Raw genomic sequence first — 21,288 nt, 5'->3', positions numbered from 1 at the left:
CATGCGGCCGGCTCGCGGGACGGTCAGATCGTCGCGGTGTCGATGACGAAGCGGTAGCGGACGTCGCTGGCCAGCACGCGCTCGTACGCCTCGTTGATCTGGTCGGCGCGGATGAGCTCGATCTCGGAGGCGATGCCGTGCTCGCCGCAGAAGTCCAGCATCTCCTGGGTCTCGGGAATTCCGCCGATCATCGACCCGGAGAAGGACTTGCGGCCTTCCACCAGGGCGAAGGGTGAGACGGTCAGCGGGTTCTCGGGGGCGCCCAGCTGGACGAGGGTGCCGCCGGTCTTCAGCAGACCGATGTAGGCGTCCAGGTTCAGGTCGGCGGAGACGGTGTTGAGGATCAGGTCGAAGGTGCCCGCCAGCGCCTCGAAGGTGGCCGGGTCGGAGGTGGCGTGGTAGTGGTCCGCGCCCAGCCGCAGGCCGTCGTCCTTCTTGCGCAGGGACTGGCTGAGGACGGTGACCTCGGCGCCCATCGCGTGCGCGAGCTTCACGCCCATGTGGCCGAGGCCGCCGAGGCCGACGATGGCGACCTTCTTGCCGGGACCGGCCTGCCAGTGGACGAGCGGGGAGTACAGCGTGATGCCGGCGCACAGCAGCGGGGCGGCGGCGTCCAGCGGGATGCTCTCCGGGATGCGCAGGGCGTAGTTCTCGTCGACGACCAGGTGCGTGGAGTAGCCGCCCTGGGTGAACTCCCCGTCGCGGCCGGTGGCGGCGTAGGTGCCGACATTGCCGAGCTCGCCGGTGCAGTACTGCTGCAGGCCGGCCCGGCAGTTGTCGCACTCGCGGCAGGAGTCGACGAAGCAGCCGACGCCGACGCGGTCGCCGGGGGCGTAGCGGGTCACGCCGGGCCCGACCTCGGCGACGACACCGGCGATCTCGTGGCCGGGGACGATCGGGAAGGTCTCATGACCCCACTCACCGCGCACGGTGTGCAGGTCGGAGTGGCAGATGCCGGCGTACTTGATGTCGATGAGGATGTCGTGCGCGCCCAGCTCACGGCGCGTGATGGTGGTCCGCTCCAGCGGGGCCTTCGGCGCGGGTGCCGCGTATGCGTGGACAGTGGTGTGCGTCATGGCATCGATCATGCGTGCGGCCGGGGGGTGCTAGCCAGATCCCGGCTGAGCCCACGCTTGGTGGTCCTACCACTGGCAGGACCACCCTGGCCGCCGGACGGGCCCGCATACTGGTGGTCATGGACCAGCGCACCGAACTGAGCGAGTTCCTCCGCTCCCGCCGCGCCCGGCTGCGGCCCGAGGACGTGGGGCTGTCCGCGCACGGCGGGCGGCGCCGGGTGCCGGGCCTGCGCCGTGAGGAGCTGTCGCAGCTCGCCGGGGTGAGCGTCGCGTACTACACCCGGCTCGAACAGGGCCGGGGGCAGAACGTGTCCGCGGCCGTGCTCGACGCGATAGCCGGCGCGCTGCGGCTGAACCGGGCCGAGCGCGATCACCTGAACCGGCTGGCCAGGCCGGCCGCCCGGCCGCCGCGCGCGGGGGCGGGCCGCCCGCAGCGGGTGCGTCCGGCGGTGCAGCAGCTCATCGACACCATGGACAGCGTCCCGGCGTACGTCATCGGGCGGCGGATGGACATCATCGCCTGGAACCGCTTCGCGTGCGCCCTGCTCGGCGACTTCTCCACCCTGCCGGCCCACCAGTGCAACCTGGCCTGGCAGATCTTCCTGGAGCCGGCCACGCGCGAGCTGTACGTGGAGTGGGAGAACAAGGCGGCCGACATCGTGGCCCTGTTGCGGCTGGATGCCGGCCGCTACCCGGACGACCCGAAGCTGGCGGCGCTGGTGGGGGAGCTGTCCGTCAAGTCCCCGGAGTTCCGGGCGCTGTGGGCGGCGCACAACGTGCAGGACAAGGGTTTCGGGGTGAAGCGGCTGCAGCATCCCCTGGTGGGTGCGCTGACGCTCTCGTACGAGACGCTCGTGCTGCCGGCCGACCCGGAACAGCAGCTGATCACGTACCACGCCGAGCCCGGTTCGCCGTCCGCCGAGTCGCTGCGGCTGCTGGCCAGCTGGGCGCTGGCGGAGGCCGGGGGTGCGGGGCCCTCGGTGCCGGCACCGCACCCCCGGGCGTAGCGCCCGTCAGGGCAGCTGGGCCCCCACCGCCCGGAGGGCGGCGGGCACCGGCTGGAAGAAGGTCTCGCCACCGGAGGAGCAGTCGCCGCTGCCGCCGGAGGTGAGGCCGAGCGCGGTGTCGCCGTCGAAGAGCGCGCCGCCGCTGTCGCCCGGCTCGGCGCAGACGGTCGTCCCGATCAGGCCGTCGACCTGGCCCTCCTGGTAGTTGACGGTGACGTCCAGGGCGGTGACCTCGCCGCCGTGGACCTGGGTGGTGCTGCCGCTGCGCTGTACTTGTTCGCCGACGGTCGCCTCGCCGGCCCGGGCGATGTCCTGCCGGCCGCCGTCGTAGAGGTCGACGGCGCTGGGGTGGTCGGTGCCGGTGGTGTACTTCACGAGGGCGTAGTCGTTGCCGGGGAAGGACGCCTTCTCGTTGGTGCCGATGCGGGAGCCGCCCTGCGAGGCGGACCAGGTGGACGAGGCGTTGCCGCAGTGCCCGGCGGTCAGGAAGTAGGGCTTGCCGCCCTTGGTGACGTTGAACCCCAGCGAGCAGCGCACTCCGCTGCCCCAGATGGCGTCTCCGCCCGCGATGAGCGGCCTGATCTTTCCGGGCGTCCGCTTGATGACGGCTGTGCCGCCGAGGGCGGCGACGGTCTTCTCGACGGTGGCCAGCCGCTCGCCCCTGACGGTGCTGTCGACGGTCACGACGACCTTGTTGGTGCGCGGGTCGGTCGCCCAGGCGGTGCCGGGGACGGCGGCACGGGCGGCGAGTTCCGCTCTGGCCGAGGCGAGCTCGGCCGCGGAGTGCTCGACGAGGACCGGCTCCGCGCCGGCGCCCCGTACCGCGGTGGCCGCGGTGTCGTCGAGGACGGTGACGACGAGCTTCTTCCCGGCCGCGTCGTAGTACGCACCGGCACTCTCCACGCCGAGCCCGGTGATCTTCTGGGCGAGGGCGCCCGCCGCGGCGGCGGACAGGCCGGCCGGGTGCGGGGTGGGGGCCGCCGCGGCGTTCTGCAGGGTGAGGGAGGCCGTGGTCAGGGCCACGGCACCGGCGACGGCCAGGGTCGTGCGCCGCCTGGGTATGCGTGAGGGGTTCAACTCGTCGACCTCCTGTGAGGGGGGTGTGCCCGCCGCACGAGTCACGGCCGGGCCCGGAGGATTGAGGATCGGATCGGCAGGGGGCGCCATCGCCCCGACGGAGCGACCATCACGTCGCGTCCATGCCAAGAGCTGCCGATCCAGCGTCCGTCCGGACAAGGCGGCGCACAAGAAGACATCCGGTCGCACACAATCGCTCAGGACGGTGCGCGAAAACGCCTGCACCGACGCGTTTATGACGGAGCGTCAGAGGTCAACGACGTGAACACGCGTGACGCCCGGGCGCGGCCCGCCGGGCGCGCGGCGCACGACGAGCGATCCCCCCTGTCCGGTATTCGCCGTTCCGCCACCCGCGGCCCGGACGCACCCCTTCCTTGCTTGCAGAATTGTTCAACAATCCATACGCTGCCGGGTATTGCGCGTCTCTGTCACCACCCTCGCCTTCGCTTTCGCCCTCGAGAGGTGTTCATGGAAACGACCACGCACGAGCACGGACCCCACTCCGCCGTCACCCCCGCCGAGGCGCGGGCGGCCTTCCGGGCGGGCCGGGCGGAGCCCACCGCCGGCTGGGCCGACGGCCGCACCCAGGCCAACCTGGTCGCCGTGCCCGCCGACTGGGCCTACGACGTCCTGCTGTTCGCCCAGCGCAACCCCCAGCCCTGCCCGGTCCTGGACGTCACCGAGCCCGGCGTGTCCACCACGCCGCTCGCCCCCGGTGCCGACCTCCGCACCGACCTGCCCCGGTACCGCGTGTGGCGCGAGGGCCGCCTCGTGGCGGAGCCCAAGGACGTCACCCGGCTGTGGCGCGACGACCTGGTCGCCTTCCTCATCGGCTGCAGCTTCACCTTCGAGGGGGCGCTGCGCGAGGCCGGCGTGCCGCTGCGCCACGTCGAGCAGCGCCGCAACGTCTCCATGTACGTCACCGACCGCGCCTGCCGCCCCGCCGGCCGGCTGCACGGCCCGCTGGTCGTCTCCATGCGGCCCATTCCCGCGGACTACGTCCACACGGCGCGGCGGCTGACCGCCCGCATGCCCGCCGTCCACGGTGCGCCCGTGCACGCCGGGGACCCGGGGGCGCTGGGCATCACGGACCTGGCCCGGCCGGACTTCGGCGACCCGGTGGCGCTGCACCCCGGTGACGTGCCGGTGTTCTGGGCCTGCGGCGTGACGCCGCAGGCCGCACTGATGACGTCGGCCCCGCCCTTCGCCATCACCCACGCTCCGGGCCACATGTTCATCACCGACGCCCTGGACGCGGCGTACCGGCTGCTGTGACGGGCGCGGCGGGCGGGACCGTTCAGGAGGAGCAGCTGCTACCGCTGGAGCACGAGCTGCCGGAGGAACAGCTGGAGCTGCTGGAGCAGCTCGAACAACTGGAGGAGGACGAAGAGGAAGAGGAGCAGCTGGAACCGTTCGCGTCGCCCGAACCACCGGTGTCCGCCGCGGCGCAGCTGACGTCGCACGACGCACCGACGACGGCCACGGCGGAGGACGTCGAGGAACCCGAGGAGTACGAGGAGTGCGGGGAACCGCTCCGGCGATGGGTGGCGGTGCGGGTCGATCGCGTGGCGGACGCCTTCTCGAACTCCTTGCGCAGCGTCGTGTCGGTCAGGGCCGCGGGTCCCCGGACGGCGAGGACGCCGGCCGCTCCCAGCGGGTGGGTCGCGGGGTCGCGCCCGTTCCAGGGAGCCAGCGTCTCCAGCTCCCGCGCGACCTTCTCGCCCTGATCGGTGCGCGGGATCTTCGCCTTCCGGGGCCGGCACACCACCCGGACCACGATCCCGGCCGCGGCCGACGCCAGCGTGGCCAGCGCCGCCGGGCGCAGGACGGGGTGGAACAGCAGCACGACGGCGATGACCGTCCCGGCGACCAGGCCGGCCACCTGCACGTCGGCGACGCGGGGCCACAGGCGGCGTATGCCGGGCGTGAGGAGCAATCCCTGCTTGACCAGTGAGCCGTCGACGGTGGCCAGGGCCGGGTCCTGGCGGGCCTCCCTGCGCAGGGCGCGCAGGGAATTGCCCGTCCAGGAGGCACAGTGCCCCAGCAGCGCGCGCTCCACGGCGGTGCGGGCTGCGGGCTCGACGACGGTCACCTTGCCCTGCTGCACGGTGATGCGCCCGTCGGCGTGCATCGCGGTGATGGCGGCGTCGACGGCGCGCCCGGCGCCGCCGCGCAGGTACGCCACCCGGAGCAGGTCGGAGGGGGTGTCGCCCTGAGGGAAGGCCAGCCGGCCCCGCGCCTGGAGCCGGAGGCGGACCAGCCAGGCGGACGGGACGAGGATGCACAGCAGCGCCGCTATGAGGAAGAAGATCATCGGGATGCCTTTCGGTCGGCACGCCGGCGTGCCGGGCGTCCGATGCGCAGGGCCGCGGCGAGGCGACGGAAGGGGCCCTCGGCGGGTGCGCCACGACCGGTCCGTTCCGCCACCCAGTCCGCCAGCTGCTGCCGGTGTTCCGGCGCGGCGTCCATGTGGAGCAGGTTGCGGGCGAAGTCGAGAGCGTCCCGTTGATAGCCGTCGATCATGGGCCGGCCCCGGGCGTAGTCCAGGAAGAGGCGCCGGAAGTCGGGGCCGAGGATGTCGCCCAGGTCGGGCGCCACCTTGGCGACGATGCCGGCGCGCTTGGCGAGCAGGGCGCGGCGTTGCACCTCCAGCCGCTCCCGGTCGAAGCCGTCCGGGGGCGGGCCGTCCGCGACGAGGGTGGCGAGGAGGGCGAGCTGCGCCTGCGCGAGGCACCTGCGAGCCTCGTCGGTGGTGCCGTCGGGGGCGGGTCGCCCAGCGGGAAGGGAAGCGGGGAGGGAAGCGGTGTCGTCAGCCACGGCTGCGGGCCCCCGCCTCGACGACGGCGCGGACGGCGTCCAGCTCGGCCGCCAGTCCGTCCGCCGTCGGGAAGTGGTCGTCGCGTTCGAGCAGGACGCCGGGTGGGTCGACGCGGTCGCACAGGGCGGCGAGGACGTCCAGGACGGGCCGGGTCACCGGGTGGGCGTGGCTGTCGTGCCACAGGCCGTCCCGTTCGAAGCCGCCCGCGACGTGCACGTAGGCGATGGCCTCGACGGGCAGTTCGGCCAGGGCCGCGGCCGGGTCCTCGCCGCGGTTGACGTGATTGGTGTGCAGGTTGGCGACGTCCACGAGGAGCTGCACGCCGGTCCGTTCGACCAGTTCGGCGAGGAATTGTCCCTCGGTGAGCTCGTTCCCGGGCCAGGTGAGGAACGCCGCGACGTTCTCCAGTGCGAGCGGGACGGGCAGGGCCGCCTGGGCCATGCGGACGTTCTCGCAGAGGACGTCGAGGCCGTCGCGGGTGCGGGGCACCGGCAGCAGGTGCCCGGCCTCCGTCCGGGGGGAGCCGGTCAGCGCTCCCCCGGCTCGTACGAAGGCGATGTGCTCGGTGACGAGCGGGGCCCGAAGGGCGTCGGCCAGGTCGGCGAGGGCCATCAGGCGGTGCAGTTCGGGCCGGTCGGCGCCGCCGAGGCCGAGCGAGACCCCGTGCGGGACGACGGTCGTGCCGCCCGCGCGCAGCTGCTGCAGCGCGTCGGGAAGATGGCCGGGGCAGAGGTTCTCCGCCACGACCTCCACCCAGTCGACGCCGGGCAGCCGGGCTATGTCGTCGGCGATCTCCGGTCGCCAGCCGATGCCCGTGCCCAAGGAAAGGCTCATGATCACACCCCGTGTGTCCCCCATCGCGCCACCGTCGGCGCGTATACGAAGGTCATTCCCCCCGCACACCTTATAAACCATTGATCGGCAAGGCTGTGCGGGGCGGGAGTGATCCGGTGCGGGGCCGGGCGTCAGACGGCGGGCGAGGTCGCGCCCTCCAGCAGGTCCGCGTGGTGGCGGCGGGCGACGCCGGGGTGGGCGCGGAGCCAGCCCTTGATCTCGTTGCGGCCGTACTCGGCGAAGAGCGGGTTGGCCGCGTCCTGCGTGATGCCGGGGGCCTTGTCGGCGTGCGGGAAGGGCAGGGGCTCGATGCGGGCGTCCAGGCGCGGGTTGTAGAAGAACGGGACGGAGAAGCGCTCGCGGTTGCCGGGCGGGCTGACCACCCGGTGGTTGGTGGCCTTGAGGTAGCCGTTGGTGGCGACTTCGAGCAGCTCGCCGAGGTTGATCACGAAGGCGCCCGGCAGCGGCGGCACGTCGATGAACGTGCCGTCGGAGTCCTCGACCTGCAGGCCCCCGACCGTGTCCTGCAGCAGCAGGGTCAGGAAGCCGTAGTCCTTGTGGGCGCCCACACCCTGGGCGGCGCCGTCGGGGGCGCTGCCGGGGTAGCGGACGAGCTTGAGGTGTAGGTGGGGACGGTCGGCGAAGGCCCTGTCGTAGAAGTCCTCGGGGGCGCCGATCGCGGCGAGCAGTTCGTGCAGCAGGCGCTCGGCCACCGAGCTCAGCCGATCGACCCAGTGCAGGGCGGCGGTGCGCAGCTCCGGGAGGGCGGCGGGCCACTGATTGGGGCCCTCCAGCCACCAGTAGCCGGGCTCGTCGGGGCCGGGCACGCGGGCGGCGCGCTCGGCGCCGATGTCGAGCTGGTCGCGCCAGTCCTGGCTGCCGCCGGTGCGCTCGTCGCCGATGCGCGTGTAGCCGCGGAAGTGGGGGGAGTTGAGGTTGCTGATCGCCAGCCGGTCCGCCTCGGGAAGGGCGAAGAAGGCGCGCATCGTGCGCATCAGTTCATCGGTCTCGGCGGGGGTGATGCCGTGGCCGGTCAGATGGAAGAAGCCGACGTCGCGGGCGGCGGAATGCAGCGTCTCGTGGAGGCGGGCGCGCGCCTCGGGGCCGGCGGAGGCGGCGGAGAGATCGATGACGGGAAGCTCGTTGATCATGAGATGTCCACAGCGTGAGGGGCCCGGTAATCGCCCGGCGATGGCCGGACGGCCCACGGGTGCGCCGCAGGGTATGCGGGCAGAGCGGGGCCGGGCAGCGGCTAGGGAGGAGAAGCAGAAAAGCTCGAAGAAGACAGACGCGGCCGCGGTCCCGGAGACGGGCTGGGCGCAGGCGTCGATGTCAGCCAAAGCGGCGACAGGACATGCTCGTGACGCGGACGAAGTCCACGTGGCGGCGTTTGACGAGCATGTTCACACCCCAGAGGGTATACGCCCCGGCATCGATCCCACCGCCCCGACGACAGTGGCGCGCGTCACACGCCGTTCACATTCGGCGCTTGTCGACCACCAGCGTCCGCTCGTAGTGCGTCATCTCCTCGACGTCACCGGCGTAGGGCCGGATCTCGGCGAGGAAGGGCGGAAAGTGCGGGCCGTGGCGGAAGCCCTGCTCGTGGTCGTGGACCGAGGACCACTCGATGCGCAGCACGTAGCGCTCGGGCTCCTCGACACCGCGCGACAGCTCGTAGGCCAGGCACTGGGGCGCGGCGTACAGGTGGCTGGCCGCCGCCGCGTACGCCTTCTCGAAGGCGGTGCGGCGGTCCGGTTCGGCGATGCGGTAGCGGATGTACTCAACGGTCACGCAGTCACTCCTCCATCGATCCCGTCGATTCACCGGACATCCAAAAGCCCGCCCGGACGCAACGTGTGGGGGCGCTGTCCGAGCGGGCCGACGGCCGAGAAATCCCGCCGTGCGGCGCACGCTACCAGCCGGGGCGCCGCGGGGCGGTGAAGCCATCACTCAATTGAGCGCGGCATCTTCGAAAGGCGCCCATTAATGCAGAGTTGACCGCCGCGACCCCCGAATGGCCCGCTGGCGCGAATGAGTGAAAGTCCGCAACTTCTTGAATAAATCGCAGTTACTCAGTTCGCTTCCCGGTGGGAATCATCGACCGATCGAAAGGGCATAGACGTGCTCAACAAGGTACTCGCCACGGCCGCCGTTACGGCTTCCGCGGTCGGCGCCATGGCCTCCCCCGCCATGGCCATCGGCAACGACCAGGATGTCGCCAACGCCAACGGTGCGAAGACCGGCTACGGCAACACCAAGACCGGGGGCGTGGAAAGCCCGCAGATGAGCCTCATCCAGGGCACGCTCAACAAGCCGTGCCTGGGCATCGGGAAGATCAACCTCCAGGGCCTCGTCGGCGCGGTGCCCATCAACCTCCAGGACATCCCGATCCTGTCCTCGCAGCAGCAGCAGCAGTGCACCGACAACTCCGTGATCAACGACGGCGACGACCCACTGTCGCACCTGCTCGACGAGATCCCGATCATTTCGGGCAACGGCTCGGGAAACAGCTCGGACGACCACCGCGATCACTTCGAGGAGCACGAGCACCACGAGCACCACGGTAACTGACGGGCACCACGGTTCCACGGAATCCCCCTGCTCCGGGTGTACGGGCCCCGGGGCGGGGGGATTCTTGTATCTCCGGGCGGCGATGAAATGAACTGCCCACCGTGATCCGGATAATCAGCTTGCCCGGCAATTCATTGCGGCGGGCCGCGGGCCCGCCCCCGATCATGGGAGGCATCGCCCTCGTGCTCGTACCGTCCGCTCCGGCCCTGGCCGTCAATCTCCTGGACGCCTCTTCGCTGCTCGCGGCCTTCGGTGCGCTCGGCATCGCGGCCGTTCTGTTCGCCGAGACCGGCCTGCTCGTCGGCTTCTTCCTGCCCGGCGATTCCCTGCTGTTCACCGCCGGCCTGTTCAGCAGGGCGGGCGCGCACGCGGGCCCGCACCTCGACCTCGCCCAGGTGCTGGCCGCCTCCGCGGTGGGGGCACTGGCCGGCGCGCAGTGCGGCTACGTCCTCGGGCAGCGCGGCGGCCGGACCCTGCTGGCGCGTTCGCGCAACAAGCGGCTGCACGAAGGGGCCGCGCGGGCCGAGGAGTTGCTCGACCGGTACGGGCACGCGCGCGCCATCGTGCTCGCCCGCTTCGTGCCGGTGGTCCGCACCGTGCTCAACCCCCTCGCCGGCGCACTGGGCGTGGCGCCGCGCACCTTTGCCGTGTGGCAGGTGGCCGGCGGCCTGGTGTGGACGCTGGGCCTGGTCCTGGCCGGCTACGCCCTGGGGTCCGCCGTACCGAACGTGGACCGCTACCTGCTGCCGGTCGTGGGGCTCGTCGTCGCCCTGTCGTTGCTGCCGCTCGCCCTGGAGTTGCTGCGCGGGCGGCGCCGGGCCGCGGCGGAGGCCGGGGCGACCGCCGGCACGGACGGAGGGCCGCGATGAACGGCATACCCCTGGTGCACACCCCCGGCCTCGCCCTGCCCGCCGGACTCCCCCGCCTGCCCGGTCTTCCCGTCTTCGACGGCTCCGGCATCGACGGCGCCCTCTACACGGACATCACGCGCGACGCACAGCACGCTCCCTGGCTGCTGAACGATACGGTCTCCACGTGGTCGGCCTTCGGTCTGGGGCTGTTCGCCGTGCTGATGCTCGCCGCCTGGTGGCAGGCGCGGCGCTCGGACTCCCCGATGATGGCCCGGGCGCTGGCCACGCCCCTGGTCGTGGCGGTCGTGTACGGAGTGGACATGATGCTGAAGGCGCTGGTGCGCGAGGAGCGGCCCTGCCGCTCGATACCGGGCAGTTTCACCCTGGAGTCGTGCCCGGCGCACGGCGACTGGTCCTTTCCCAGTAATCACGCGGTGATCGCCTTCGCGGCGGCCACCGCCCTGTGGCTCGTCGAGCGACGGCTGGGCGCCGTGGCCGTGCTGGCCGCGGTCGCCATGGCCGCCTCACGGGTGTGGATCGGCGTGCACTACCCCCATGACGTCGCGGGCGGCGCCCTGCTGGGCGTCGCGCTGGCGCTGCCGCTGACCGTGTTCGCGACCCGGGGCACGCCCTGGGTCGAACGAGCCCGCAAGGGCCGGCTCCGGCCGCTGCTGCTGACCCCCGCATGAGCGGCCTGTGGCCCTCCCGGCGGGCCTGGATGATCGCCGCTCCGGCGGCGCTGGCGCTCGCGGTGCTCACGGCCCTGGTCGTGGCCGCGCGCGGCGTGCCCTTCGCGGTGGACGCGGCGGTGCACGACGGGGCGCTGGAGCACCGCACCGCCGGCACGCTGGACGCCGCGAAGCTCCTGACGGACACCGGCACCGGTGTCGTCCCGTACACCTTGGCGGCGGTGGCGGGCTGGATCGCCTGCCGCCGGGCGCGGGCCGTCGTGGCCTCGGTGGCGGTGCTGGCCCTGGGGCAACTGGTCCGGGTGACCCTGCGCTACGCCGTCGACCGCCCCCGGCCGCCGCTGGCCGACCGGGTCACCGATTCCGCGGGGCCCGCCTTCCCCTCCGGGCACGCCACCACCAGCGCGCTGGCGGCCGGGCTGCTCGCCTGGGCCCTGCTGCGCGTGACGCCGCCCCTCGCGGGGCGGCTGGCCGCCGTCTGCTGCGCCCTGTGGGCGGCCGGGGTGGCGGCCACCCGCATCGTCCTGGGCGTGCACTGGCCCACGGACATCATCGGCGGCTGGCTGCTGGCGACGTGCTGGCTGGTGCTGACGCTGCCCGTGCTGGGCACCTTCACCGACCGGCTGCTGTCCACACCACCGGACCGGGTGACGGGCACCGGCGCAGGACGCGGCGCGGGTGGTGGACGCGGCACCGGCGCCGGGCAGCGCACGGACCCGGCGGACCGGAGCGACGCGCACTCCGCGGCCGACGGCCCGTGAGCCGCCCGGCGGTCGCCGGGCCGCCGGGAGTCCGGCCGGACAGAGGGGTGGTACCCGAGGAGGATGCCACCCCTCTCGCGTACCCGCTCCTGCCCACCCCCCAATCGGGGAGCACTCCCCAGTTCTGCTACCGTTCGCGACAGGTCAAGTGGGGAACCATCCCCAGTTGAGTTTCCTGCGGCCGGCACGGCCGTACGGAGAAGGGATCGCCCATGTCCACCGCACCCGCCCTCGAAGACCTGACTCCCCCCGGCGCGGACTTCGCCACCGACCCGCACTCCCTCTATGCGCACCTGCGCGAGCAGGGCCCCGTCCACCGGATCCGCACCCCCGACGACCGTGACGCCTGGCTGGTCGTGGGCCACGCCGAAGCCCGGGCCGCCCTGACCGACCCGCGGCTGAGCAACGACATACGCAACTCCGCCGACTGGGACGGCGACGGCGGCTACGCCATCGGGCTCAACATGCTGCAGACCGACCCGCCGGACCACACCCGGCTGCGCCGGCTGGTCGCCAAGGAGTTCAGCCCCCAGCGCATCGCCGCGATGCGCCCCCGCATCGAGCGCATCGCCGACGGGCTGCTCGACGCCCTGCTGCCCGCCGGCCGCGCCGACCTCGTCGAGGACTACGCGCTGCCCCTCCCCCTGACCGTCATCTGCGAGCTGCTCGGGGTTCCCGCCGCCGACCGGGCCGCCTTCCGCGACTGGTCGAACGAGATGGTCCAGCCCTCCAGCCCCGAGGCCGCGGCAGCGGCGGCCGAGGCCATGACCGGCTACCTCGGCGCGCTCATCGAAGCCAAGCGCGACACCCCCGAGGACGACCTCCTCAGCGCCCTCGCCCGCAGCGGCGGCGACGACGCGCTCTCCCCCGCCGAACTGCTGGGCATGGCCTTCGTCCTGCTCGTCGCCGGGCACGAGAAGACCGTCAACCTCATCTCCAGCGGCGCCCACGCCCTGCTGCGCCACCCAGACCAGCTCGCCGCGCTGCGGGCCGACTGGTCCCTGCTCGACGGCGCCGTCGAGGAAGTGCTGCGCTACGACTGCCCGGTCGAACGGGCCGCCTACCGCTACACCACCGAACCCGTGGACTTCGGCGGCACGACCGTGCCCGCCCGGGAAGCCGTGATCGTCGTCCTCGCCGCGGCGGCCCGTGACCCGCGACAGTTCGCCGCCCCCGACACCTTCGACATCCGCCGCGACGCGCGCGGGCACCTCGCCTTCGGGCACGGCGTCCACCACTGCATCGGGGCCCCGCTCGCCCGGATGGAGGCGTCCATCGCCCTCAAGGCACTCCTGCAGCGCTGCCCCGACCTGGCGTTCGACTGCGACCCCGGGCGCCTCACCTGGCGGCCGAGCCTCGCGCTGCGCGGCCTGCTCGCCCTGCCGGTGAGGTACACGGCAACGGGCGCATGATGGGCTACCTTGCGGAGGTATGACGGTCTCCCGACGTGTTGTGCTGGCCACCGGCGCCGCCGGTGCGATGTGGCCGGGCGGTCCGGCGGCGGCCGCCGGACCGCGGCGGGCCCCCGCCCCCCGCGTGCGGACGGGCTTCGAGCGGCTCGCCGCCGACGGCTACCGGCTGCTGGACGGGCAGCGGGTGGGCGTCATCACCAACCAGAGCGGCATCACCGCCGACGCGCGGGGCGTCGTCGACGTCCTGCACGCCGACCGCCGCGTACGGGTGACCGCCGTCTTCGGCGCGGAGCACGGCTACCGCGGCACGCCCCAGGCGGGGCTGTCCGAGGGCGACTCCACGGATCCGTCGACCGGGCTGCCCGTCCTCGACACGTACCGCAAGAGCGGGAAGGCCCTCGCCGAGGTGTTCGACCGGGCCGGCGTGGACACGCTCGTCTACGACAGCCAGGACGCCGGCGCCCGCTTCTACACCTGCATCTGGACGCTCTACGACTGCATGGTGGCGGCCGCCGTGACCGGCAAGCGCTTCGTCGTCCTCGACCGTCCGAACCCGGCCTCCGGACGGGACGCCTTCGGGCCGGTGCTCGACCCCGCGTACGCCACCTTCATCGGCCGGGCCCCCATCGCCCAGGCGCACGGCCTGACCGTCGCCGAACTGGCGCTGCTCTACAACGGGGAGTTCCTGCGGGCCGCCGCCGGCCGGACGGTGGACCTGAGCGTGGTGGAGATGACCGGCTGGCGGCGCACCGACTTCTTCGACGCCACGGGCCTGCCGTGGGTGCCGCCCAGCCCCAACATGGCCACGCCCGACACCGCGCTGGTCTACTCCGGCACGGGCCTGTTCGAGGGCACCACCATGTCGGAGGGGCGCGGCACCGTGCGACCGTTCGAGATGCTCGGCGCAGAGGGCCTCGACGGCCGCTGGGCGAAGGCGGCCGAGGCCGCCGGGCTGCCCGGGGTGCACTTCCGCGAGGCGTACTACGCGCCGACCTTCGGCGCGTTCCAGGGCAGGACGGTGGGCGGCCTGCAGATCCACGTCCACGACCGCGCGGCCTACGACCCGGTCCGCACGGCCGTGGCGCTGCTGGTGACCGCGAAGCGGACGTGGCGCGGGTTCGCGTGGCGCCCGGACCGCTTCATCGACAAGCTCTCCGGCTCGCCCCGGCTCCGCACCATGATCGACGGCGGGGCGGACACGGACGCCGTCACCGGCGCCTGGCAGAAGGAGCTGGCGGCGTTCCGGGCCGTCCGGAAGAAGTACCTGCGCTACCGCTGACCGGCGCTCAGCAGTCGAGGGGGTAGGGGACCTGGTCGCCCACCGGTCCGTTGTTGCGGCAGACGCCGTAGCCCTGGCTCTGCAGATCGCTGATGATGCCGGGCAGCGCCTCGGGGAAGTTGCTGAAGAGGTGTCCGAGGACCACGCCGTTGTGCTTCTCCTCCTGCGTGGCGTTGCGGACGCTGGCGCGGATGTCCTCGACGCTGCGCGGCTGGCCGTCGACCTTCTCCCAGTCGTGGGTGTCGATGGTCCAGTTGCAGACGCGGTAGCCCAGCTCGGCCGCGGTCTCCCGCTCGCGTTCGTCGGCGGCGCCGTAGGGCGGGCGCAGCATGTTGCCGCCCACCCCCAGCCGGATCTCGTCCGTGAGGACGTCGTCGTCCAGCGCGGTGAGCTTGCGATGGGTGTAGGAGTGGTTGCCCACCCAGTGGCCCTGCTGCCGCAGGGTCGCGGTGATCTGGGGGTACTGCGCGGCGAACTTGCCGATGAGGAAGAACGCCGCCCGCACGCCCTGCGCCTGGAGCTGGGCGCCGATGCGCACGGACCGCTCGGGGTCGTTGTACGGCCAGTCGTCCAGGGTCAGCAGGACCCGTCCGGAGGTGTTGCCGCAGCGCTCGCGGTCGTAGACGCCCTCGGCCTCCGGGGTCCGGGGCCGGGGGGCGGCGCCGGCGCCGTCGCCGTCGCGCGGCATTCCGTCGGTGCCGCCGCCCCCGTTGCCGGCCTTGGCCGGGGTGTCGACCCGTTTGGCGGCGGCCTGGCCGGGGCAGCTCGGGTTGACCACGTTGCCCAGGGGGCCGCATTCCGTCGTGTCGTCGTTCACCGCGTTCGCCATGAACGCCGAGCACGCCATCAGTACCGAGACGGTCAGAACGGTCTTCAGCGGAGCCCGTCGGCGGCGCCGGTGGCGCCCGCGGCCACGCCGGAAGACGTCATGGTATCCGGACATCCACGACTCCTCACGGGTGACGGACCGTGAGCAGTCCACGGCCCGTCACCTCAGCCCGGCCAAGACGCCGGTTCGATGATCTTGACACCCACCCTCGGGGCATGTGACGGCTCCCGCAACCGCGCGGCGCGCCGTCATTGGCCCGCCCGGGTGGCGCGGGAGGGGGCGCGAACGCCCCCTCCGCCGCGTCAGTTCCGGGCTGCGGGGAGGTAGGCCAGTCCGTGGGCCCCCGCTTCCCCCGCACGGTCGACGCTGAGGGTGGTGAGCACCTCCAGGCGTTCCAGGTCGACCACGGTCACCGTGCTGGACATGACGTTCGACACGTAACCCACACTGCCGTCAGGCGAAGAGGTGATCGTCAGCGGGAAGCGTCCGACCTGCACCTGCCCCACCACGTCGTGGGTCCCCGGGGCGAAGACGGTCAGCACCCCGTCGGCCTGGGCGCCGAGCGCACCGCCCGCGCCCTGCTCCATCCGCAGCTCCCCCGCCAGCACGGCGCCGTTCGCCGTCGTGTGCACGGGGAAGACCAGGCCCTCGGTCGACAGGGTCCGCACGACCTCGCCGGTGGCCACCTCGATCACCCGCAGGCCGGGCGGGGCGGAGGGCTGGAGGTGGAAGTCGCCCTTGGGGGCGGCGACGTAGACGTACCGGCCGTCGGGCGAGACGTCGAGCCCCTCGCTGCCCGGCACGTCGATCATGCCGACGAGCTCGTCGCGTTCCAGGTCGAGGACGGACACGAACGGCGCCTCCTTGTTGGTGGAGTAGCCCCGGCGCCCGTCGGGAGTGATCTCGAACCAGTGCGGGCCGTCCGCCATCACCGGGATCCTGCCGATCCGCTCGCGGGTCCTCGCGTCGTAGATGATCACGCCGCCGGGGGTGTCGCCGTTGGCCTCGACGCTGACGTACAGCCGGGCGCGGGCGCGGTCCAGGGTGATGCCGTGGGGCGCGTGGTCGGGCGCGGTGTCGAGCGTGTCCACGATCGTGAGGGTGTCGGCGTCGATGACGGTGATCTGCCGGGCACGGCCCTGGTGTGCGTGGTAGTAGCCGGAGACGTAGGTGCTGACGCAGTACAGCAGGCGGTGGTCGGGGTCGAAGCACAGCTCGTGGGGCTCGGCGGGCACGTCGAGGACGTGCAGCCGCTCGTACGTGGTGGCGTCGAAGAAGGTGATGGACGGGCCGCTCTGGCTGACGACGGCCAGGACGTCGCGGTCCGGGGAGGGCGTGGAGGTGGACTGTGCGTCAAGGGAGTTCATGCCGTTCATCCTTGACGGAGATGGCCGTTGACTCCAGTGCAATGTCGTCAACGGAGCTGTGCACCGGATGCATTGATGGAGGGTCAGTCGCCCCGCTCGTCGGGGAAGATGCGGGTGACGATCCTTCCGTCGGCCGTCACGTAGCCGTGCAGCATCCCTTCGCTGCTGTGCGGGGCGGCGTACGTGCCCCGGGAGTCCAGCGCGATGACCCCGCCCGTGCCACCGAGCTTGGGCAGCCGCCGGACCACGACCTCGTGGGCGGCCGCGGCGACGTCCATGCCGCCGAATTCCACGAGGTGGGAGAGCGTGGCGGTCGCCGCACCGCGAAGGAACACCTCGCCCTGGCCGGTGGCGCTCGCGGCGACGTTGCCGTCCTTGGCGTAGGTGCCGGCGCCCACGACGGGAGAGTCGCCGACGCGGCCGGCCATCTTGTTCGTCATGCCGCCGGTCGAGGTGGCGGCGGCCAGGCCGCGGCGGCCGTCGAGCGCGACCGCCCCGACCGTTCCTGTCATGCTCGCGTCGGGCGTGCCCGTGGCGGTGCGCGTCTGCTTGGCCTTCATGAGCTCGTCCCACCGCTTCTGTGTCCAGAAGTAGTCCTGGGTGACGGGGGTCAGGCCGTTGCGGGCGGCGAAGGCGTCGGCCGCCTCGCCGGCGAGCAGGACGTGCCGGGTGCGTTCCATCACGAGGCGGGCGGCCGAGACGGGGTTGCGCACGTGGCGCACTCCGGCGACCGCGCCGGCCGCCAGGTCGGAGCCGCGCATGACGGACGCGTCGAGCTCGTGGCCGGCGTCCTCGGTGAAGACGGCGCCCTTGCCCGCGTTGAACAGGGCGTTGTCCTCCAGCACCCGCACGGCCGCCTCGACGGCGGCCACGCTGTCGCCGCCCCGGCGCAGGACCCCGTGCCCGGCGCGCAGCGCCTCGGCGAGTCCGTCGCGGTAGGCCCTCTCGGTGCGGGCGCCGGTGCTCTCGCGGCGCAGTGCGGTGCCCGCGCCGCCGTGCACGGCGAGGACGACGTCCCGGGCCTCGGGCCGGGGCGCACCGCCGGCCGCCGCGGCCGCCGCGGGCTCCGCGGGTCCGCCGGCCGGGCGCGGGAGGGCGGACAGTGCGAGGGCCGGGACCAGGGTCACGAGCAGGGCGAGCACAGGGACGATCCACGATCTGGGACGCGGGCGCATGGCTTCCCCTCGGTCGATGGGGTGGGTCCGCTACGACCTTGGGCACCGCGCCCGCCGCTGTCCACACGGCATTCACGCCACACCGGGCACACCACCGCCGCCGCGGGATGCGTCGCGGCGCCGGCTGCGCTCACAGGGCGGTCAGCCAGCGCGCGTCCAGGACCCCTTCGGCCGTGACGCCCGCCGGCCCCGTGAGGAGCGCCGGCGCGTTCGGGCCGAGCGTGACCGACAGCGGGCCACAGGCGCTCTCCACGACCGCGGTGCCCCGGCGGCGCCCGGCCGCGTGCTGGACGACGGCGGCGGCCGCGCACACGGCGGTGCCGCAGGAGGGCGGCTCCCCCACCCGCGGCCGGTGGACGCGCACGCGCAGCCTGCCGCTGGGCAGGACGTTGACGAACGACAGGGCCACGTCCGGGACCATGCCCCCGGGGCCGGCGGGGAACGCCGCCTCGTCCAGCTGCGGATCGCACGTCAGGTCCAGTGCGCAGACGGGCAGTTCGGCGGGGCAGACCAGGTGGAGGCTGCCCAGTGACACGGTCGTCCCGGCGAAGGCGTGCCCGTCCACGGTGGCCCCGGCCGGGCCGAGGACGTGCGGGGCCGGCAGTTCCACGGTCGTCCGGCCGTCGTCGGCGACCGTGACACGGGCGTCGCCGCCGCGGGTGCCGAGCCACATCGCCCCCGGCCGGGCCAGGCCCGCCCCCGTGAGGTAGCGGGCGACGAAACCGAGGCCGGGGCCGCACCGGAGGGCGTGGGAGCCGTCGGGGTTGCGGAAGTCGGCGAACCAGTCACTACGCGGCCGGCCGGGCAGACGGCCGCGCGGGGTGCGCACCACACGCAGCAGGGCGTCCCCGCCCAGCCCGGTGTGCGGGTCGCACAGTGCGCGCACGGCGTCTTCGGAGAGGCGGATCCGGTCGTCGGGGTCGAGCAGGAGGAGGAAGCCGTCCCCGCAGCAGTGGCCCTTGGCGTACCGCGGCCCGGGGTCGACGCAGGGGCGGGGCAGGCGGACGTCGGCTCCGGGCGATCGCTGCGCGCTGACGGCCATCTGCCACCTTCCGGTGCGAGGTGCGGGGAGGAGACGGCGCCGCGGGTCCCGGGCCGGCTGGGCGGCATCCTGGGTCCGCCGGGCGGCGTGGCGCAATGCGTTCCGGGCCGCTCTCGGGCAGGCCGCCAGCCGGCTTCCGGTGGGGGGTGCGGAACCGCCGGGAAACCACCGGCCGGCTGCCGCTCGCTTTTCGGGGCGGAGCACACCGAGCGCCAGCAATCGCCGTGAAGTACAGCAGAAGCACAACAAGGGCGCGGTAGGGGCATCTTGACGGCAGGAGCAGCGGTCCTAACCTGGGGGAAACCGTCTACCCAGGGGGGAAAGCAGGGTGGTTGACGGGGACCCGCTGCCGCCGTTCGGCCCGCTGCTGCGCCGCAGCCGGCTCGCGGCCGGGCTGACCCAGACGGAGCTGGCGGCCGCGTCGGGGCTGAGTGTGCGCGCCATCAGCGACATGGAGCGCGGGCGGACGGGGCGGCCGCAGCGCAGGTCCGTGGAGCTGCTTGCGGGGGCGCTCGCGGGGGGCGGGGGCGCCGCCGCCCGGGGGCTCGTGGAAGCGGCCAGGGCCGCCGGGCTCACGCCGGAGCCCGGCGTGCCGGGCGATGGCGCGCCCGCCTGCGAACTGCCCCCGGACATCCCCGACTTCACCGCGCGCGAGCACGCCGTGCGACGGCTGGCCGCCGCGCTGGCCGCGGTCGGCCGGCGCGCCGCGGGGACGGCGCCGTCCGGGCACGGGCTGACCCTGATCGGGGGACACCCCGGAGCGGGCAAGACGGCCCTGGCGGTGCACGCCGCGCACCTGTCGCGCTCGCGTTTCCCGGACGGTCAGTTCTTCGTCGAGCTGGCACCGGCGGGCCGCCCGGTGCACCGGCCCGACGACGTCGTCCGCAGGCTCCTGCAGTCGCTGGGGGCGGCGCCGGACGCCGGCGGCGGTTCCCTGGAGGAGGCCAGCGCCCGGCTGCGCGCCGTGCTGGCGCGCAAGCGGGTGCTCATCGTCCTCGACGACGCCGTCTCGGAGGGGCAGATCCGCTGTGCGCGTCCGGCGGTCGGCGAGTCCGCGGTGATCGCGACCTGCCGCCGCCGGCTCTCCGCGCTGGCGGGCGCCGAGTGCATCGAGGTCCCCGTCTTCGGCCCGGAGGAGTCTCTGGCCTTCCTGGCCAGGATGCTCGGGGAGGAGCGGATCCGCGCGGAGCGGGCCGACGCGGCCCGGGTCGCCCGGTGGTGCGGCCATCTGCCGCTGGCCCTGCGGATCGTCGGCTGCCGGCTGCTGGCCCGTCCGCACTGGACGATGCGCACCCTCGTCGACGAGGTGCTGCACGATCCGCGCACCCGGCTGCGGGAGCTCCGTTCGGGCGACCTGACGGTGGGCGCCGCCATGGCGGCGGCGTTCGGCGTGCTGGACGAGCAGACGCGCGCGGCACTGCGGCGGCTCGCGGCGGAACGGACGCCGGGCTTCAGCCCGCGCAGCGCGGCCGTGACGCTCGGCTGCAGCGTGGCCCGTGCGCACCGGATCGTCGGCGACCTCATCGACGGGCACCTCGTGGAGGTGCTGGAGGGGCCCCGGCCCGGGGATCCGTACTGCGTCATCCCGCCGGTGGTGCACCTCTTCGCCACCGGGGCCGCGGAGCCCGCCGGCACCGGGCCCGTTCAGCGGGTGGTGTAGCCGCCGTTGATGAAGAGGGTCTGTCCGTTGAGCCACCATCCGTCGGTGAGCAGGAACTTCACGTACGGCACGATGTCCTCGATCTTGGTGAGCTCGCCGTTCATCGCCGAGGACTTGTGGTACGCGATGGAGTCGTCGGTCTCGGCCGGGTAGAAGAAGCCGGTGTCCATGGGCCCCGGCGCGATGTTGTTGACCGAGATGTTGCGGCCGAACAGTTCCTTGGACAGGGCGCGGGTGAAGTGCTCGACCGGGGCCTTGCTGCCCGCGTAGACGGAGTACAGGCCGGTGTAGGCGGCGAGCAGCGAGGTCACGATGGTGATGATCTTGCCGCCGTCCTGCACGCGCCGGGCCCCCTGCTGCATCATGAAGTACGCCGCCTTGGAGTTGACGGCGAACATGCGGTCGTACTCCTCCTCGGTGACCTCGGCCATCGGCTTCTTGATCACCATGCCGGCCGTGTTCACCACGCAGTCGACCCTGTCGAACGCGCCCTCGGCGACCTCGAAGAGCCCCTCCACCTCGGCGACCTTCGTCAGGTCCGCCTCGTGGATCACCGCTTCGCCGCCCGCGGCCCGGACCGCGTCGGCGGTCTGCTCGGCCCCCTCCTTCGAGGAGGGGCTGTTGTAGTGGACGACGACCTTGGCGCCGTCCGCCGCGACCTCGCGCGCGATGAGACTGCCGAGGTTCCTCGACGCGCCACCGATGACCACGACCTTGTCCTTGAGCGTTCGGGTGGGCATGCGTCTCTCCTCGGCGGACGACTGCTGAGCCACGCTCACTTTATTTGCGTATGTCCGCCTTCGCACGCCGATGCCCTGGAGACCTTCAGGCCGTCATGCT

19 protein-coding genes and 1 pseudogene are annotated in these 21,288 nt (G+C 73.2%); 9 read left to right on the top strand and 11 right to left on the bottom strand.

The window, feature by feature from the left end:
• Nucleotides 1–23: 23 nt before the first annotated feature.
• Complete coding sequence (locus tag IE182_RS01915) at nucleotides 24–1,076, bottom strand: NAD(P)-dependent alcohol dehydrogenase (RefSeq protein WP_190107815.1); 1,053 nt, start codon at nucleotides 1,074–1,076, stop codon at nucleotides 24–26.
• Nucleotides 1,077–1,195: 119 nt separating this feature from the next.
• Here IE182_RS01915 and IE182_RS01910 point away from each other — a divergent pair, with 119 nt between their 5' ends.
• Nucleotides 1,196–2,083 (top strand): helix-turn-helix transcriptional regulator, encoded by an 888-nt coding sequence (locus tag IE182_RS01910; RefSeq protein WP_190107814.1) that lies wholly within the window; start codon nucleotides 1,196–1,198, stop codon nucleotides 2,081–2,083.
• Nucleotides 2,084–2,089: 6 nt separating this feature from the next.
• Here IE182_RS01910 and IE182_RS01905 read toward each other — a convergent pair whose 3' ends face one another.
• Nucleotides 2,090–3,160, bottom strand: coding sequence for a S1 family peptidase (locus tag IE182_RS01905; RefSeq protein WP_229844504.1), 1,071 nt, complete (start codon nucleotides 3,158–3,160; stop codon nucleotides 2,090–2,092).
• A 468-nt stretch (nucleotides 3,161–3,628) separates the two neighbouring features.
• Between IE182_RS01905 and IE182_RS01900 the strand changes: the two genes are divergently transcribed.
• Nucleotides 3,629–4,435 (top strand): putative hydro-lyase, encoded by an 807-nt coding sequence (locus IE182_RS01900; RefSeq protein ID WP_190107812.1) that lies wholly within the window; start codon nucleotides 3,629–3,631, stop codon nucleotides 4,433–4,435.
• Nucleotides 4,436–4,457: 22 nt separating this feature from the next.
• Here IE182_RS01900 and IE182_RS01895 read toward each other — a convergent pair whose 3' ends face one another.
• The 4 genes and pseudogenes from IE182_RS01895 to IE182_RS01880 all read right to left on the bottom strand — a co-directional run bounded on the left by IE182_RS01895 (nucleotide 4,458) and on the right by IE182_RS01880 (nucleotide 8,603).
• Nucleotides 4,458–5,474 (bottom strand): TIGR04222 domain-containing membrane protein, encoded by a 1,017-nt coding sequence (locus tag IE182_RS01895; protein ID WP_190107811.1) that lies wholly within the window; start codon nucleotides 5,472–5,474, stop codon nucleotides 4,458–4,460.
• Nucleotides 5,471–6,812 (bottom strand): annotated as a pseudogene (locus IE182_RS01890) (MbnB/TglH/ChrH family RiPP precursor modification enzyme). Before IE182_RS01890 ends, IE182_RS01895 begins: the two are co-directional and overlap by 4 nt.
• Before the next feature lie 131 nt (nucleotides 6,813–6,943).
• Entirely contained in the window at nucleotides 6,944–7,963 is a 1,020-nt protein-coding gene (locus IE182_RS01885) for an isopenicillin N synthase family dioxygenase (protein WP_190107810.1), read from the bottom strand.
• Between the two features lie 325 nt (nucleotides 7,964–8,288).
• Nucleotides 8,289–8,603, bottom strand: coding sequence for a putative quinol monooxygenase (locus tag IE182_RS01880; protein WP_190107809.1), 315 nt, complete (start codon nucleotides 8,601–8,603; stop codon nucleotides 8,289–8,291).
• 330 nt (nucleotides 8,604–8,933) lie between these two features.
• Here IE182_RS01880 and IE182_RS01875 point away from each other — a divergent pair, with 330 nt between their 5' ends.
• The 6 genes from IE182_RS01875 (at nucleotide 8,934) to IE182_RS01850 (ending at nucleotide 14,375) form a co-directional block, all read left to right on the top strand.
• Nucleotides 8,934–9,383, top strand: a complete 450-nt coding sequence (locus IE182_RS01875; protein ID WP_190107808.1) for a rodlin — start codon at nucleotides 8,934–8,936, stop codon at nucleotides 9,381–9,383.
• 164 nt (nucleotides 9,384–9,547) lie between these two features.
• Nucleotides 9,548–10,252: a DedA family protein gene (locus IE182_RS01870; RefSeq protein WP_190107949.1), complete on the top strand. Its 705-nt coding sequence runs from the start codon at nucleotides 9,548–9,550 to the stop codon at nucleotides 10,250–10,252.
• Nucleotides 10,249–10,923 (top strand): phosphatase PAP2 family protein, encoded by a 675-nt coding sequence (locus tag IE182_RS01865; protein ID WP_190107807.1) that lies wholly within the window; start codon nucleotides 10,249–10,251, stop codon nucleotides 10,921–10,923. Before IE182_RS01870 ends, IE182_RS01865 begins: the two co-directional genes overlap by 4 nt.
• On the top strand, nucleotides 10,920–11,684 hold the full coding sequence (locus IE182_RS01860) for a phosphatase PAP2 family protein (protein WP_190107806.1): 765 nt from the start codon (nucleotides 10,920–10,922) through the stop codon (nucleotides 11,682–11,684). Before IE182_RS01865 ends, IE182_RS01860 begins: the two co-directional genes overlap by 4 nt.
• A gap of 212 nt (nucleotides 11,685–11,896) precedes the next feature.
• Nucleotides 11,897–13,096, top strand: coding sequence for a cytochrome P450 family protein (locus IE182_RS01855; protein ID WP_190107805.1), 1,200 nt, complete (start codon nucleotides 11,897–11,899; stop codon nucleotides 13,094–13,096).
• 19 nt (nucleotides 13,097–13,115) lie between these two features.
• Nucleotides 13,116–14,375, top strand: a complete 1,260-nt coding sequence (locus IE182_RS01850) for an exo-beta-N-acetylmuramidase NamZ family protein (RefSeq protein WP_190107804.1) — start codon at nucleotides 13,116–13,118, stop codon at nucleotides 14,373–14,375.
• Between the two features lie 7 nt (nucleotides 14,376–14,382).
• Here IE182_RS01850 and IE182_RS01845 read toward each other — a convergent pair whose 3' ends face one another.
• From IE182_RS01845 to IE182_RS01830, 4 genes are all read right to left on the bottom strand, one after another.
• Nucleotides 14,383–15,318, bottom strand: coding sequence for a polysaccharide deacetylase family protein (locus IE182_RS01845; protein WP_190107803.1), 936 nt, complete (start codon nucleotides 15,316–15,318; stop codon nucleotides 14,383–14,385).
• A gap of 188 nt (nucleotides 15,319–15,506) precedes the next feature.
• Nucleotides 15,507–16,571 (bottom strand): YncE family protein, encoded by a 1,065-nt coding sequence (locus IE182_RS01840; protein WP_190107802.1) that lies wholly within the window; start codon nucleotides 16,569–16,571, stop codon nucleotides 15,507–15,509.
• Nucleotides 16,572–16,654: 83 nt separating this feature from the next.
• Nucleotides 16,655–17,746, bottom strand: coding sequence for an isoaspartyl peptidase/L-asparaginase family protein (locus IE182_RS01835; protein WP_190107801.1), 1,092 nt, complete (start codon nucleotides 17,744–17,746; stop codon nucleotides 16,655–16,657).
• Between the two features lie 130 nt (nucleotides 17,747–17,876).
• Nucleotides 17,877–18,788: a diaminopimelate epimerase gene (locus tag IE182_RS01830; protein WP_190107800.1), complete on the bottom strand. Its 912-nt coding sequence runs from the start codon at nucleotides 18,786–18,788 to the stop codon at nucleotides 17,877–17,879.
• A gap of 328 nt (nucleotides 18,789–19,116) precedes the next feature.
• Between IE182_RS01830 and IE182_RS01825 the strand changes: the two genes are divergently transcribed.
• Entirely contained in the window at nucleotides 19,117–20,448 is a 1,332-nt protein-coding gene (locus IE182_RS01825) for a helix-turn-helix domain-containing protein (RefSeq protein WP_190107799.1), read from the top strand.
• On the opposite strand, the gene IE182_RS01820 is transcribed toward IE182_RS01825, so the two are convergent.
• Nucleotides 20,433–21,188 (bottom strand): SDR family oxidoreductase, encoded by a 756-nt coding sequence (locus tag IE182_RS01820; protein ID WP_190107798.1) that lies wholly within the window; start codon nucleotides 21,186–21,188, stop codon nucleotides 20,433–20,435. The genes IE182_RS01825 and IE182_RS01820 overlap by 16 nt on opposite strands.
• Nucleotides 21,189–21,288 lie beyond the last annotated feature (100 nt).

The organism is Streptomyces cinnamoneus, from assembly GCF_014650495.1.
Lineage (GTDB): Bacteria > Actinomycetota > Actinomycetes > Streptomycetales > Streptomycetaceae > Streptomyces > Streptomyces cinnamoneus.
The sequence above is the reverse complement of the archived record's forward strand: the minus strand, read 5'-3'. Positions and strand labels throughout refer to the sequence as shown.

Coding starts and splice junctions, on each gene's coding strand:
- IE182_RS01860 (WP_190107806.1), top strand. CDS start 10,920: ATGAGCGGCCTGTGGCCCTCCCGGCGGGCCTGGATGATCGCCGCTCCG.
- IE182_RS01855 (WP_190107805.1), top strand. CDS start 11,897: ATGTCCACCGCACCCGCCCTCGAAGACCTGACTCCCCCCGGCGCGGAC.
- IE182_RS01835 (WP_190107801.1), bottom strand. CDS start 17,746: ATGCGCCCGCGTCCCAGATCGTGGATCGTCCCTGTGCTCGCCCTGCTC.
- IE182_RS01870 (WP_190107949.1), top strand. CDS start 9,548: ATGGGAGGCATCGCCCTCGTGCTCGTACCGTCCGCTCCGGCCCTGGCC.
- IE182_RS01820 (WP_190107798.1), bottom strand. CDS start 21,188: ATGCCCACCCGAACGCTCAAGGACAAGGTCGTGGTCATCGGTGGCGCG.
- IE182_RS01830 (WP_190107800.1), bottom strand. CDS start 18,788: ATGGCCGTCAGCGCGCAGCGATCGCCCGGAGCCGACGTCCGCCTGCCC.
- IE182_RS01900 (WP_190107812.1), top strand. CDS start 3,629: ATGGAAACGACCACGCACGAGCACGGACCCCACTCCGCCGTCACCCCC.
- IE182_RS01840 (WP_190107802.1), bottom strand. CDS start 16,571: ATGAACTCCCTTGACGCACAGTCCACCTCCACGCCCTCCCCGGACCGC.
- IE182_RS01885 (WP_190107810.1), bottom strand. CDS start 7,963: ATGATCAACGAGCTTCCCGTCATCGATCTCTCCGCCGCCTCCGCCGGC.
- IE182_RS01895 (WP_190107811.1), bottom strand. CDS start 5,474: ATGATCTTCTTCCTCATAGCGGCGCTGCTGTGCATCCTCGTCCCGTCC.
- IE182_RS01845 (WP_190107803.1), bottom strand. CDS start 15,318: ATGTCCGGATACCATGACGTCTTCCGGCGTGGCCGCGGGCGCCACCGG.
- IE182_RS01865 (WP_190107807.1), top strand. CDS start 10,249: ATGAACGGCATACCCCTGGTGCACACCCCCGGCCTCGCCCTGCCCGCC.
- IE182_RS01915 (WP_190107815.1), bottom strand. CDS start 1,076: ATGACGCACACCACTGTCCACGCATACGCGGCACCCGCGCCGAAGGCC.
- IE182_RS01850 (WP_190107804.1), top strand. CDS start 13,116: ATGACGGTCTCCCGACGTGTTGTGCTGGCCACCGGCGCCGCCGGTGCG.
- IE182_RS01910 (WP_190107814.1), top strand. CDS start 1,196: ATGGACCAGCGCACCGAACTGAGCGAGTTCCTCCGCTCCCGCCGCGCC.